We start from the raw sequence: 14,244 nt of genomic DNA, 5'->3' as shown, positions 1-14,244 counted from the left end.
CATGGCTGACACTTCGTTTCTGGAATGGCCCTTCTTCGAGGACAGTCACCGCGAACTGGCCGCCGCGGCACGCGCCTGGTGTGCCGGCGAGATCGGCGAAACGGGCTTTGCCGAGCATGCGGATGTTGATGCTGATTGCCGCGCCATGGCCCGGAAAATGGGCGAGACAGGATGGCTGAAGAATTGTGTCCCGGCGGCCTATGGCGGCGCAAACGAGACACTGGATGTGCGTTCGCTCTGCATCATGCGCGAGACGCTGGGCTATCATTCCGGTCTCGCCGATTTCGTCTTCGCCATGCAGGGGCTGGGGTCCGGGACGCTGTCGCTGTTCGGGTCTGACCAACAGAAGGCCGAATGGCTGCCGAAAGTGGCCGCGGGTGAAGCACTGGCGGCCTTTGCCCTGACCGAGCCGCAGGCGGGATCGGACGTCGCCTCATTGGCCATGAAAGCTGAGCGTGACGGCGGAGACTACGTTCTCAATGGCGAGAAAACCTATATCTCCAATGGCGGGATTGCCGGGTTCTACACGGTCTTTGCGCGAACCGGGGAGGCCGGAGCGCGCGGTATTTCGGCTTTCCTGGTGCCAGCAGACACGCCGGGCCTTTCGGTCGCGGAGCGGATCGAGGTCATTGCCCCGCACCCGCTGGCGCGGCTGAAATTCGAGAATTGCCGTATCCCGGCTTCGGCCCTGATCGGCGAGGAGAATGCGGGCTTCAAATACGCGATGGGGACGCTGGACGTCTTCCGCTCGACCGTCGCGGCGGCTGCGCTCGGCTTTGCGCGGCGGGCGATGGACGAGGCTCGCGCGCGTGCAAAGTCGCGGCAATTGTTCGGCGATACGCTGGCGGATTTGCCGGTGGTGCAATCCCAGCTGGCCGAGATGGCGATCGATATCGATGCCAGCGCCCTGCTGATCTATCGCGGTGCCTGGATGAAGGATAGCGGCGTGGCGCGGATTTCGCGCGAGGCGGCGATGTCGAAATTCTATGCCACGGAGACCGCTCAGCAGACGATCGACAAGGCGGTGCAGATCTTTGGCGGGCTGGGCGTGACCAAGGGTTCGGTCCCCGAGGCGCTCTATCGTGATATCCGCGCGCTGCGCATCTATGAAGGCGCGTCGGAAGTACAGAAGCTGATCATTGCCCGTCAGCTCCTGTCGGAGGGTTCGTGATGAAAGTCCTGCAACCGGAAAACTGGCCGCGCCCGAAAGGCTATTCCAACGGCATAGAAGCCACGGGCCGGCAGATCTTCGTCGCCGGGCAGATCGGCTGGGACGAAACCGAGACCATTGTTTCGGACGATTTCGCTGACCAGTTCGAACAGGTATTGCGCAATACGCTGATGGTGTTGCACGAGGCTGGCGCCGGGCCCGAACATATTGTCCGGATGACCGGCTATATCACCGACCGGCAGGCCTATCTCGATGCGGCGCCGCGTCTGGGTGCCATCTGGAAAGCTTTGATGGGGAAGAATTATCCCGTGATGGCGTTTGTCATCGTGGCGGGCCTCATCGAGCCGCGCGCCCAGATCGAGATCGAAACGACGGCGGTCGTTTCGGACTAGACCTTTTCCAGCACCATCGCTGCACCCTGGCCGACGCCGACACACAAGGTGACGAGCGCATACTTTCCGCCTTTCGCCTGAAGACGATGCGCGGCGGTCAGCGCCAGCCGGGCGCCGCTGGCTCCGAGCGGATGACCAAGCGCGATCGCTCCGCCCCAGGCATTGAGCCGCTCATCCGTATCCGGAAGGCCCCAACTACGCGTGCAGGCGAGCACCTGTGCCGCGAAGGCTTCATTGAGTTCGATCACATCCATGTCGGCCAGTGACAGGCCAGCCAGAGCCAGTGCCCTTTCGCTGGCCGGAACCGGGCCAATGCCCATGGTCCGAGGTGGCACGCCGGCGGTCGCATAGCTGACAATCCGGACCATCGGATCGAGGCCGAACGCTTTACGTGCGGCTTCGCTGCCGATGATGATGGCTGCCGATCCATCGTTCACACCCGACGCATTGCCGGCGGTGACGCTGCCGCCCTTGCGGAAGGCGGCGGGCAGTTTTGCCAGCTGTTCAGCGGTCACGCCGGGCCGGGGGTGTTCGTCCTCGCTGATGACGACCGGATCGCCCTTGCGCTGCGGGATGGAGACGGGCGTGATCTGCGGGGCGAGCTTGCCGCGCGCCGCGCCGGCCTTTTGCTGGGACCAGACTGCAAAAGCGTCCTGATCCTCGCGGGATATTCCGTGTTCTTCGGCGAGATTTTCGGCCGTCTCGCCCATGGAATCGACACCATGGATGCGCTCGATCTCCGGATTGACGAAGCGCCAGCCAATCGTGGTGTCTTCCATCTTTGCGGCACGGGAAAACCCGGTCTCGGCCTTGCCCATGACGAAGGGCGCGCGCGACATGCTCTCGATCCCGCCCGCCAGAATGCAGTTTGCGCCACCGCTCCTGATCCGGAAGGCAGCCTGCGCCACAGCCTCCAGCCCGCTGGCGCAGAGCCGGTTCACCGTCACGCCTGGAACTTGTTCCCCCAGTCCGGAAAGCAGGACGGCCATACGCGCGACGTTTCTGTTATCCTCTCCCGCCTGATTGGTGCAGCCGAGGATGACTTCCTCGACCTGTTCGGCGAGCCCGTCATGGCGCTCGGCCAGGGCCCGGATCGGAATCGCTGCGAGGTCATCTGCCCGGACGGATGACAAGCCTCCGGCATATTTGCCGATCGGCGTTCTCAGCCCGGTGTAGAGAAAAGCTTCCGTCATGGTGACCCCTCATGCACAATGACCGCACAAGCTGCGCGGTGAATCACCAGAAGACTAGCGGGCCGCGCAACAAATGGGGAGACAGGCCATGCCGATGGCGCCGACAGGCTATGCGGACGGTTTTGCGCGCGACAGCCTGCCTGAAGAAAGCGACTGGCCGGGTTTCCGGTTTGATATTCCGGCTGTTCAATATCCGGAGAGGCTGAATGCCGCGAGCGAACTGCTGGACGGTGCGATCGCGAAGGGCTGGGGAGATCGCGTTGCGGTCTATAATGAAGCCCGAACACTCACCTATGCCGAACTGAATGCCGAGGCGAACCGGCTTGCGCATGCGCTGATTGACGATCTGGGTCTGGTCACCGGCGAGCGCGTGCTGATCCATGGCGGCAATTCCATTGATCTGATGGTGGCGTGGTATGGCTTGCTGAAGGCTGGCGGAATTGCGGTCATGACCATGCCGCTACTGCGTGAACCGGAAATCACCAAGATCGTTGCGAAGGCGAAAATCCGGCTGGCGCTCAGCGCCGCCCCGCTCAAGGAAGCCGTCGAAAAATCGATGGAAAAGGGCAGTGGTCTTGAACGTATCGCTCTTCTGGGGGCCGATCAGGAAACCGGCGGGCTGATGGCGGGCAAGCCTGCCGACTTCGCCGCGTGCGATACAGCAGCAGATGATGTCGCGCTGCTGGCGTTTACGTCAGGCACAACGGGCGAACCCAAGGCCTGCGCGCATTTCCATCGTGCCGTGCTGGCCATGGCTGATACATTTGGCGCTATGCTGGAGCCGGAAGAGGGTGACATCTATGCGGGGACACCACCCTTTGCCTTCACTTTCGGACTGGGCGCGTTCGTGGTGTTTCCGGCGCGGGCGGGGATTGCCGTTGCCCTGCCGATGAAGCCGGGTTTCGAAGCGCTCTGCGACACCATCCAGCGGTTTGGTGTAACCCACACATTCACCGCGCCCACCGGCTATCGCGCCATGATTGGCCTGAAGCCGTCCTATGATCTGTCATCCCTTAAGGGCGGGGTTTCGGCCGGCGAACATCTGCCGGAAGCGACCTGGCGCGCCTGGAAAGAGGCGACCGGCATCGGTCTGGTGGACGGTATCGGCGCGACCGAGATGATCCATATTTTCATCTCCGCGACGGGCAAAGACATCCGCCCGGGTGCTACCGGAAAGGCGGTTCCCGGCTATGGGGCCAAGGTGATCGGTGAGGACGGGCAGCCGGTTCCCGACGGAGAGATCGGCAAGCTGGCGGTTCGCGGGCCGACCGGCTGTCTCTACCTCTCGGACGAACGCCAGAAAGTCTATGTGAAGTCAGGCTGGAACATTACCGGCGATCTCTATCGCCGCGATGCCGACGGGTATTTCTGGTATGTCAGCCGGGCCGACGATCTGATTGTTGCCTCCGGTTACAATATCGCCGGACCCGAAGTGGAGCAGGCCCTGTTGATGCATGAGGCAGTCGCCGAGTGTGCTGTGGTTGGCCAGCCCTGTGAGGAAAGAGGAACCATCGTCGCTGCGCATGTGGTTCTGAAACAGCCACTGCTGGCTGGCGAGGAAATGGCCAAGGAGTTGCAGGATTTCGTCAAGCTGACGATCGCGCCCTACAAATATCCGCGTGCGGTTCATTTCACTGAAGCCCTGCCGAAAACCCAGACCGGAAAGATCCAGCGCTTCCGCTTGCGAGCCTAGTCGAACTCGGTCCGCCAGCGCAGGGCGATGGAGGCGTCGGTGTCGCCGGTCAGCCGCGAGAGCAGGGTGAAGTCCGGCGTCAGCGTCCATTCGAGCCGGGCCGAGGACAGGCTGGTGCCACGGCTTTCGAGCTCCAGATAGACATCTTCTGTCAGCTGTTGCCCGGCCGTGGCGATCAGCTGGCCGTCGCTGGTCGTATCAAAGTCGAGCCGGTCGAGGCCAGCGGCGCGGCGCAGACTTCCGATGATCCCGAACAGATTCTGCCCGGAGAGCTGGGCCGCGATGGTGGCGGTCTGCATCGGGCTGAGCTGGCTGGCATTCTGGTCAAACAGTAGGCGCGCCAGAATTTCATCCTGGGGAAGGGCGGGATCGCTGGACAGTGTCAGGGAAGGTGACGTTGCGGGGCCTGTCAGCCGGGCATTGACCGTCAGGTTATCGCGGGTGTGGACCGCCAGCAGATCGATTTCGGCCGAGCGCGGAGACCCGGACAGGGTGACGCGGCCTTCCTCCATGCGGAAAGCCCGGTTGAGCAGGAAGGCCCGGCCGGAAATCAGATTGGCGTCGCCGGTAATATCAAGGTCGGTTGGCGAACCCCGGACATGCCAGCTACCGCGCCATTCGGTCGAAAAGGGCTCGCCGGAAATGAAGATGTTGCCGGGCGCATTGATCCTGTAGTCGAGCGATACCGGGATGCGGCTGCGCTGATGGCCATTCCGGCCATCGGGGCGGTTAATTTCGGTGACCTCGATTTCTGCAAAGGAGGCGGCCGAAGCATCTGGCGGACGGGCATCAATTCGCTCCAGCTCGGCTTCGCCGGTAATAGAAATACCGTCTCCTCCGAGCGTGATCTCGGCGCCGCCGCTTGCAATGACGCTGAGATCGGGACGGCGGACGGCATTGAAGTCTGAAAACTCAAGGTGTGTTTCTGCCTGCCAGCCGCTTTCGCCCAGGCGGGCTTCACCCCTGCCGGCGAGCGTGCCGCCACGCTGATCGCGCGCCGAAAAACTGTCGAGCCTCAAGCGGCCATAATCGAAGGTCGCCGCTGCGGTGATGGCGTCAATACTGACGCCAAGTTCTTCAGACAGGTAACGCCCGTTTTCCAATCGTGTCGCGCCGCGCAAGCGGGGCTGAAAAACGCTACCCGAAACCGCCAGGTCGGCGCTCAGATGACCCGCCAGATGGCGGGTATCCGGCAGGACAAGCGTAAGGACGGGCTCTATGGCCCCGTTCATCGAAATCGAGCCCGAGATCGGCGCATCTTCCCGCAGCTGGCCCAGATCGGAAATCCGTCCGGCGCGAACCAGGTGCGCGGAACCGGCAAGATCATCGCCGGTGAGGCGGAGCTGAAGATCGAGCGAACCATCGAGGCTTCCGGCCACCTCTATCGTGACCGGAGCGGCCTGAGCAAATTGTGTGATGTGCAAATCTGTGGCCGTCGCGGAGACTTCCCCGGACCATTGTCCCTGCCGATCCCGGAAGGTGACGTCCGCGGCAATCATGCCCGACAATTCCGGCAATGGGAAAGCGGAGACAAACAGATCGGCGGGCAAATCCTCCAGGCGAACCCGGAACTGGTCCTCGGCGGTCCAGCGGATATTGGCCCGGCCCGTGCCGACCCTGAGGCGGGCGAGCAGGCCCGGCGTGTCCCCGGAAAGGCTGTAGGTCAGCGGTTCGCGGGTCCGGATGATTGTCTCATTCCAGAGCCCGTCAAATTCCGCTGAAAGCTGACCCTCTGCCAGAGCAGCTGTGGCTGACAGCGTGAAATCATGACGCAGCCCGCCGCCGGCTTCAGCTGTAAACTGCCAGGCCCCGTCTTCCTGAATTGCATGCACGGCAAGCCGGGAAACATTTCCATCGCCCAGCGCCCAGTCCTCGCCGGTCAGGTTCGCCGTCAGCCGCTCCGGCTCAACGGCAACGTCCCCGGTGAAGGCGCGCTGGCCGAGCTGGCCGGATACAACCTCCAGAACCATTCCGCCGGAATGCCGATCGAAATTTCCCGTCGCGACCAATGGTCCGAAGCGCGTGCCGCTCTCGGCTTGCCATTCTGCCTGCTGACGATCGGCAAGCAGCGTAAAATCGATACCCAATCTGGGGTCCGTGAATTCCTGTCCCGATACGGCCAGCCTGGGTGTCGAGATCACGCCCATTCCGTTCATTGTGCCGTTCTCGCTGGTCAGCTGAAGCGCGATGGCCGCTCCACCGCCGATCTGCACGGTCTCAAGGGCGATATCGCCGCTGACGGCTGCGTCGAGACCGGCTGTGAAGCTGGCCGCCTCGCCGCTGACGTTTCCGTTCACCAGAACGCCGGTTGATCGCAGGCGAAGGTCCCGCACCTGCCAGCTATTGAAGTCCGTCTCGATCTGTCCGGAAAGGCGCGCCGCGGTCAGCAGATTTTCGAGCGTGGCGTCCTGCCAGGACAAACCGGCTCCGTCGAGATTGGCCCGCAAGCGCGCGCCGGACGCCGACAGACTTGTGATGTCCACCTCTGCCTGAACAGGGCCGCTGACAATTTCCGAGATCGCCGAGACATCACTCATCTCTATTGCCAGCGCGCCGGCCAGCTCCTGCGAGGCCGTTCCCAGATCGAGCTCGCCCTGGGCATTCACAAGGTCAGAGCTGATGGTCAAACCGGTCAGGCTGACCGTGTTGCCCTGCTGACGTGCTTCCAGTGACAGGCCGAGCCATGGCAGCGAAGGGAGGGGTGAGGCCGGCGGCAGGGCCAGACCGCTGGCGGTCAGATCGGCAAAGAGTGCATTGGCCCCATCGCGGCGCGTCAGGGTCACACCGCCGCCCATGCCGTTAATCCTCGTTCCGGCGATCTCCGATGATCCAAGTTCGACAACGCCGTCGGCGGTCAGCCCGGCCCGCCGGTCAATCTGGCCGCGCCAATTCAGCCGACCCAGGCTGATATTCGAGCCTGTGAAAAGTGACAGAAAGGCTGGCGACAGGGACAGGTTGGCGTCGAACAAACCGTTTGAGACCGGGATCAGACCGGCACTCCAGTCACCGCCATCAATCCTCGCCGAGGCCAGCGAGAGCGGCGAAATCTGACCGGCCAGCAAGGCCTGCGATGTCGCGTCGAAGGGGAGGGTATAATTTTCCGGTATCTGCCTTCCGTCGATGGCGATGCCGGCCGTCCAACGGCCATCATTCCACTGGCCGGTGATCTCAGCCGGCTCATACTGGCCCAGGGTCAGGGCTGCTATGATGTTGCCGGTCTCCGGACGGCCCCTGAGCTGTCCGGTCACCCGGGCATCCAGCCCGTTCAGCCGGAGAAGGCCGGCAATCGGGCTTTCACCAGAGATGAACAGGTCAGCAGATCCGCTGATGTCGCCGGCCTCGTCCCATCTTGCGCTGGCGGTCAGGTAATCTCCCTCGATATCGGTGCGCAGCGCTTCTACCCGGAAGACAACGCCGGTGAGAAGCCGGGCTTCTCCGGCCAGCGAGATGCTGGCCGCCGCGCCGAGAACCGGTTCGTCCAGCGCAATTTCAGCGATGTTGATGCTGCCGATCCGGATACGGGGCAGACCACCGCCACCCCCATCGCTGGCGGCCAGGACAGGTTGACGGGCAATACCCACCCGGTCAGCCGTGAGCTCATCGATATCAATTCGCCCGGCGAGGATAGCGAGACCGTCCCAGTCGATGGCCAGATTTTCAATGGTGATGAATTCGCCGTCCTGATCAGTCAGGATGAGCCGGTCCAGCCGCGGCCGGGCGAGCACATTTCCGCTCAAGCCTTCAATGTCGAGGACAAGACCGCGCGGCAAGCTCCGCCCGTCGGCCAGAGACATGACGGCCCAGCGCCCCAGCGGTCCGGTAGCTGCCCATAAAAACAGCAGCAGCGCGAGCAGGGTTGCGCCACACCCGATGCCGATGCGGATCAGCCAGAGACGCAAAAGGGGGCGGGCAGCGAATATCAAAAGGCCTGACCCAGGCTGATATAGACATGGACCGGGTCTTCGCCTGACCGCCGGTCCAGCGGCGTGGCGACATCAAAACGAACCGGAGCGAAATCGAAATGATATCGCAGGCCCAGACCCACACCGGTTCTCAGATCGCCAAAATCCGGTGTGCGGCTGGCGCTGGCGAAAGCCGTATCGACAAAGGCAACGGCGCCCCATCGTCCCTCTCCGCGCCAGCGCAGTTCGGCATTGAGTTCGGTTACCGAGAGCCCTCCGAAGGGCGCGCCATTGGAGCCGGTCGGAGACAGGGACTGGTATTCGAATCCGCGTGCGGAGCCGCCACCTCCTGCATAGAAGCGCTGGTCGGCGGCCAGTTCGCTTGCGCTGGCTCCTATAATGCTGCCGAAACGGACGCGGAGCGCGGCAGAGAGGTGCTCGGAAAACGGGTAATAGGTGCTGCCACGGAATTCGGTCTGCACATAGTTTGCGCTGGTGTCGCCAAAACTGAAGCCCGGATTCACAATCACCGCTGCGAGAACTCCGGAATGCGGATCCAGCGGATCGTCGCGCTGATCCAGGGCCAGGGTCGAATTGAAACGGAGCGAGGTGATGTCGCGCACACCGGTCGCATCAGTGACCCGCGAGAAATCGCCATTGGCTCCAAGTCTGAGGTCGAGATCGTCAGTCAACTCCCGGAACAGGCTGAAGCCCGCGCCGATCTCATCCTGTTGATAGGCATCGGTATCTTCTGATCTGAGCCCGGACGTGATGATCAGCCGCTGGTCCAGACGCCGCCAGTAGGGAATGGCAAGTTCCGCAGTGAGCAGCTGGGTCAGTGTCGCCAGTTCGGCCGACAGGGTCAGGGTTTCGTCTCCGCCAAAAAGATTTCGCCGCGACCAGGCAGCGGCGATACCCGCCCCTTCCGTTGTCGAGGCGCTCAGTGTCGCTTCAACCGCATGGCGCGGTGCTCGTTCCAGCTCGACGAGCAAGGGGCGGAGATCACCGTCAATGCTGCCTAGCCGGACTTGCGCATCGCGAACGCTGGCCAACCCTTCCAGCCGGGCATCAAAGGCCTCCAGCGCGTCAAACCGGGCGGGTTCGCCCTCATCAAGACCAGCCAGGCGGGCGATGTATCCGGGCCGCCAGCCTTCCGACTGAAGAATGACGCCGCCAAACCGGGTAAAAAGGCCCGGCGCATACCGGAAGATCACATCGCCCTCGGTTCGTGCATGGTCGATGACAACGGAGCGTTCCAGCGGCCGGGCTTCAGGCCAGCCTGCATTGCGGAGCGCCGCAAGACCCATGGCTTCTGCTTCCAGCACGCCATCAGCGGTGAGCGCCTCGCGCAGCTGATGGTCGAGCGCTTCGGCGACGATGATGTCGGAGTCCGGTGCACCGGTTTCGATGTCCATTTCGCCCAGCGTGAAAATCGGGCCGATCCTGAAAGTCAGAACCGGCTGGCGATCGTCGCCGATTTCCGCGTCTATCTCGGCGGCATAGTATCCGCTTGCCCGAAGAAAACGCATGGCGCGATCGCGGGCAGAGCGGAGGTCCCGGCGCAGCGCGATATCATCGTCAGCGTCAGCCTTCGATTCGCCGAGAACCGAATAGAGCGCTGATTCAAGCGCGGGATCGGGAATGCCTTCCAGGCGCGCCAGCGGACCGTCGCTCCAGGCGGGCGCGGCGAAGAACACAAGCAAGATCAAAACCCGGCTGATCATCCAGAGGTCCCATAAGACATGCCAAGAGCGCATGCCGGACAGAGTTGTGGAACGCAGCTGTCCAGACGGCGCGCTCTATTCACTCTATATGGCCGGATTGTGTTGCGACAGGTGTTTAGGGCCATTCGGTGCAACCAATTTGCCAAGGATCTGAAAGGTTATGGCAGCAAAGCCGGATATCTGCCCGCAAGGCCGGATTGTCAGGAGTTTTGGTTGGTCTAATGTGTCGCCAAAAGCCGCATCAGCGGTTTCGCGGGGAGATATCATGACGGACCAAGCAAGTGCCCGGCCGGCCGAGAAAGAAGGGTCGGGTTATTCCTCTTATGTCGTGTTGACGCTGTTTGTCGTTTACACATTCAATTTCATCGATCGGCAGATTGTCGGCGTCATGCAGGAGCCGATCCGGGCGCATTTCGGACTCGCGGACTGGCAACTTGGCGTCCTGACCGGAACGGCCTTTGCCTTCCTCTATGCCATTCTCGGTATCCCGATTGCATTTCTCGCGGACCGCTGGAACCGTGTCTCCATCATTTCGATATCGCTCGCTATTTGGAGCGCCTTCACGGCCTTCTTCGGACTGGTGAATTCTTATTTCATGCTGGTTCTGATGCGCGTCGGTGTGGGTATCGGCGAAGCTGGTTGTTCACCGCCGGCGCATTCGCTGATTTCCGATTATGTCCCGCCGCGAAAGCGGTCGAGTGCCCTGGCCATCTATTCGCTCGGCATTCCGATCGGATCGGTTCTTGGCATTCTGACCACCGCAATCCTTTATCGCTGGGTGGTGGATTTCTATGAGACCAATGGTGCGCCTGGATGGCTGGCCGCAATCGGCGCCGATGAGGCGTGGCGAGTGCCCTTCCTGATGATCGGTATTCCCGGCGTGATCCTCGCCATAATTGTGAAGCTTACGATCAAGGAACCACCACGAGGCCAGCATGACGTTGCGCCTGCAACGGTGAATCGGCCATCTGTTTGGAAAGTGCTCGGAACACTCGGCCAGAAGCCGTCCTTCTGGCTGATTGCCTTTGCGGCCGCCATTGCTTCACTGGTGGGCTATGGTCTTTTCCCCTGGCTGCTCAGCTATTTCATCCGTCTGGCCATGGAGGCGGGGTCTGCCCCGCAGGATGCGCTTGCCAATGCCGCCATTCCCTACTCGTTCGTGATCGGCGGCGGCGGCTTCATCGGGACTCTGGCCGGTGGTTTTCTGACGGACCGGTTCTCCAAGAATTCCCTGGGGGCCTATGTGGCCATTCCCGGTGCCGGCATTCTGATCGGCTTGCCGCTCTATTACGTCTCGCTCTCAATTCCTCCGGGAACACTGGCTTTCCTTGTTCTGGGCGCTGCGACGGCGCTGGGCGCCATGTGGTATGGTCCGGTCTGGGCAGTCGTCCAGAATCTGGTACCGCCCAGTATGCGCGCCATGGCTCCTGCCATATTGCTCTTCATCATCAACATTATCGGGCTGGGTATCGGACCGTTCGCTGTTGGCGCGCTGAGCGACTTCTTCCGGGAAACCTACGGATCGGGCGCTTTGCGCATTGCGTTGCTGGCGATCGCGGCGCTGTCTATTCCCGCCGGTCTGCTCTTCCTGTGGGCAGCAAGGCATGTCAGCAAGGACTGGGAGGCTGCACGATGAAGTTCGCAAGCGTTTTGATGGCGGTGGCACTGAGTGGTGCCGCCGTGTCTGCTCAGGATTTGCCGTCGGCGTTTTCGACGGGACCGGTGATTGCAGATTACGGACCGGTTGCCGAAGTGCCCGGGGCGAGCCCGATCGCGGCGGATGCGGTCTTCCAGGTCGCGTTTGACACTGCCACACCTGCGGAGGATGCCCAGCTCAACCGGACATTGGCATCGGCAGCTCGTTTCATTAACATGCATGGCCGGGCCGGGGTGGACCCGGACAATGTTCATGTCGCTATCGTGTTGCATGGCCGTGCCGTTCAGGACGTAACACACCCGGCGGAAGGCGAAGAAAACCCGAATGAGGGTCTGATCGCGGCGCTGCTGGAGCAGAATGTGGAAATATATGTGTGCGGTCAGTCAGCGGCCTATTATGAGGTGACCGCAGAGGATTTGCTGCCGGGCGTTACGATGTCGTTGTCCGCCATGACAGCTCATGCACAATTGCAGCAGCGCGGATACACGCTGAATCCGTTCTGACGGGCTGCAGAGATTCTGGGGCGAAGCGGAGGGATGTCCGCATGAGCCGCGTTGACGATACGGAAAGGTAGGGCGGGGGCTCTCTTGCTGACAATTTCGACCAAGCTGCTGATCGACGTATTGATTGCGCTGGTTGCGTTCACGGGCGGCTGGTTTCTGGCCTCATCAGATGGCTGGCCGGCCGGGGGGGCGGTCGCCTGGGCGTTGAATGCGCTGATCTTCGCTGGGTTGATCGTGGCGGTGCAGTTGCCTGCGCGGGTTTATCGGCATTCATGGCGGTACGTTTCGCCGCCCGATCTGCTTCGCATTGTTCAGGTCGCGCTTTTCGCCACCCTCGGGCTCGCCCTGATCGACTATTTCCTTTTGCCGTCAGCGATGGGTCCCGGAGAATTCTATGGTTTCACCTGGATGCTCGCGACCGGCAGCATGATGCTGGTGCGTACGGCGGTTCGCGCTGTACGGGAGCAAAGGCTGACCGAATTGCTGTTGCCCTTGCCGGTGAAGGATGTCCACGAAGGCCTTCCGCGCATGGTCCTGATCGGCAATCCTGCCGATGTCGACGCAACGCTGCGTGAAGTGGTGGACCGGCAGGACTTTGGCTATGTGCCTGCCGGTATCGTTCTCGACGATGACAGCATGATGGGGCAGGGCATTCGAGGCGTCCGTGTCCTCGGAAGCACCCGCGTGCTTGAGTCCATTGTCGATGCACAGACAGATGGCGGCGATAGCGGGTTTGCCCTGGTTTTCACCACGCCACCGGCATCATTGACCGGACTCGACCGCGGCGCGATCGCGCGTTTGCGCAAGCGGGATGTCCGCATTCTGACGCTGCCGCGAACGGCAGAATTGTCGGAAAGTGATCATCGGCGCTTCCGTTTGCGAAAGCTGCGACTGGAAGACCTTCTTTCCCGGGCGCCAGTCAATCTGCCATTGGACCCGTTGCGCTCGGGCTTCCGGAATCGCCGCGTTATGGTCACCGGTGCGGGCGGCACAATCGGGTCTGAGCTGTGCCGGCAGGCTGCGGCGCTGGGTTGTTCGGAACTGATCATGCTGGATCTGGCGGAGACGCCGCTGTTTGACATTGATCGGGAGATATCCGAGCGCTTTACCTCGGTTAAACGGCGGGCCTTGTTGCGGGATATCCGCGATGGCCGTGCCATTCGCGAAGCGATCAGCGCAACCCGGCCTGAAGTGATTTTTCATGCGGCGGCCCTGAAGCATGTTTCGCTGATGGAAGATCACCCCCGCCAGGCTGTCGAGACAAATGTGCTGGGTACGGCAAATGTCGCCAAGGCGGCCCGGGAGTTTGGCGTCTCGCAAATGGTGTTGATCTCGACCGACAAGGCTGTCGAGCCCGTCAACATCATGGGGGCCGCCAAGCGTCTTGCTGAAGGTGTGATCCACAAGATGGCCGAGGACGAGCCTGGCTCAACGCGATTTGGCGTGGTCCGGTTCGGTAATGTTCTGGGTTCGAATGGCTCTGTTGTCCCGATCTTCCGCTCGCAGATCGAGTCCGGAGGACCAGTCACCATTACCCATCCAGACATGGAACGATATTTCATGACGGTGCCCGAGGCTGTGCAGCTGGTGCTGCATGCGACGATCGAGGCCGCGAAGAATGGTGGTGAACCCGCCGTCTATGTGCTGGATATGGGCGAGCCTGTGAAGATCATGGATATGGCACAGCGGCTGATCGAGCTTTGCGCCCCGGCTGGCAAGGAATCCGATATCGAGATCGAGACGATTGGTTTGCGCCCCGGGGAAAAGCTCCGTGAAGACCTGGTCGATGAAGGAGAGGCGCTCCTGTCCGTCCTCGACGGCCTTCAAAAGGTTAAGCCAAATCCCAACAGCCGCTTCTCGCTAAAAGACGTTGAAGCCCTTGTGGCGTATTCAAAGTCGAAGAGTTCAGTGGAGCTGTCAGATCGAATTCATGCCGAGGTCCGGCGTATCCGGACAAATTCTGAAATATCTAAACAGCAGTAATTGCAATCGAATTCGGCAATAGTGCG

At 61.7% G+C, this 14,244-nt stretch carries 9 protein-coding genes; 6 read left to right on the top strand and 3 right to left on the bottom strand.

What is annotated here, in order from left to right:
• The first annotated feature begins 1 nt into the window (after position 1).
• Both V0U79_RS04735 and V0U79_RS04730 read left to right on the top strand, forming a co-directional pair.
• Positions 2 to 1,171, top strand: coding sequence for an acyl-CoA dehydrogenase family protein (locus tag V0U79_RS04735; protein WP_330198322.1), 1,170 nt, complete (start codon positions 2 to 4; stop codon positions 1,169 to 1,171).
• Positions 1,171 to 1,563, top strand: coding sequence for a RidA family protein (locus V0U79_RS04730; protein WP_330198321.1), 393 nt, complete (start codon positions 1,171 to 1,173; stop codon positions 1,561 to 1,563). Before V0U79_RS04735 ends, V0U79_RS04730 begins: the two co-directional genes overlap by 1 nt.
• On the opposite strand, the gene pcaF is transcribed toward V0U79_RS04730, so the two are convergent.
• Positions 1,560 to 2,756, bottom strand: a complete 1,197-nt coding sequence (gene pcaF, locus V0U79_RS04725; protein WP_330198320.1) for a 3-oxoadipyl-CoA thiolase — start codon at positions 2,754 to 2,756, stop codon at positions 1,560 to 1,562. The two genes, V0U79_RS04730 and pcaF, sit on opposite strands and share 4 nt — an antisense overlap.
• A gap of 94 nt (positions 2,757 to 2,850) precedes the next feature.
• Between pcaF and V0U79_RS04720 the strand changes: the two genes are divergently transcribed.
• A complete protein-coding gene (locus V0U79_RS04720; protein ID WP_373696443.1) occupies positions 2,851 to 4,449 on the top strand; it encodes an AMP-binding protein in 1,599 nt (532 codons plus the stop codon).
• Here V0U79_RS04720 and V0U79_RS04715 read toward each other — a convergent pair.
• Positions 4,446 to 8,372 (bottom strand): translocation/assembly module TamB domain-containing protein, encoded by a 3,927-nt coding sequence (locus V0U79_RS04715; RefSeq protein ID WP_330198318.1) that lies wholly within the window; start codon positions 8,370 to 8,372, stop codon positions 4,446 to 4,448. The genes V0U79_RS04720 and V0U79_RS04715 overlap by 4 nt on opposite strands.
• A complete protein-coding gene (locus V0U79_RS04710; RefSeq protein WP_330198317.1) occupies positions 8,369 to 10,075 on the bottom strand; it encodes an autotransporter assembly complex protein TamA in 1,707 nt (568 codons plus the stop codon). The genes V0U79_RS04715 and V0U79_RS04710 overlap by 4 nt, the downstream gene beginning before the upstream one ends.
• A gap of 265 nt (positions 10,076 to 10,340) precedes the next feature.
• On the opposite strand from V0U79_RS04710, the gene V0U79_RS04705 reads away from it, so the two are divergent.
• The 3 genes from V0U79_RS04705 (at position 10,341) to V0U79_RS04695 (ending at position 14,218) form a co-directional block, all read left to right on the top strand.
• Positions 10,341 to 11,711: a spinster family MFS transporter gene (locus tag V0U79_RS04705; protein ID WP_330198316.1), complete on the top strand. Its 1,371-nt coding sequence runs from the start codon at positions 10,341 to 10,343 to the stop codon at positions 11,709 to 11,711.
• The gene (locus tag V0U79_RS04700) at positions 11,708 to 12,235 is read left to right on the top strand and encodes a DsrE family protein (RefSeq protein ID WP_330198315.1); all 528 of its coding nucleotides are present in this window, start codon (positions 11,708 to 11,710) and stop codon (positions 12,233 to 12,235) included. The genes V0U79_RS04705 and V0U79_RS04700 overlap by 4 nt, the downstream gene beginning before the upstream one ends.
• A gap of 84 nt (positions 12,236 to 12,319) precedes the next feature.
• The gene (locus V0U79_RS04695; protein WP_330198314.1) at positions 12,320 to 14,218 is read left to right on the top strand and encodes a polysaccharide biosynthesis protein; all 1,899 of its coding nucleotides are present in this window, start codon (positions 12,320 to 12,322) and stop codon (positions 14,216 to 14,218) included.
• The last annotated feature ends 26 nt before the right edge of the window (positions 14,219 to 14,244 follow it).

This window comes from Hyphobacterium lacteum (assembly GCF_036330345.1).
Classification (GTDB): Bacteria; Pseudomonadota; Alphaproteobacteria; order Caulobacterales; family Maricaulaceae; genus Hyphobacterium; species Hyphobacterium lacteum.
Note: the sequence above shows the minus strand (reverse complement) of the source record. Positions and strands in the feature narration are given on the sequence as shown.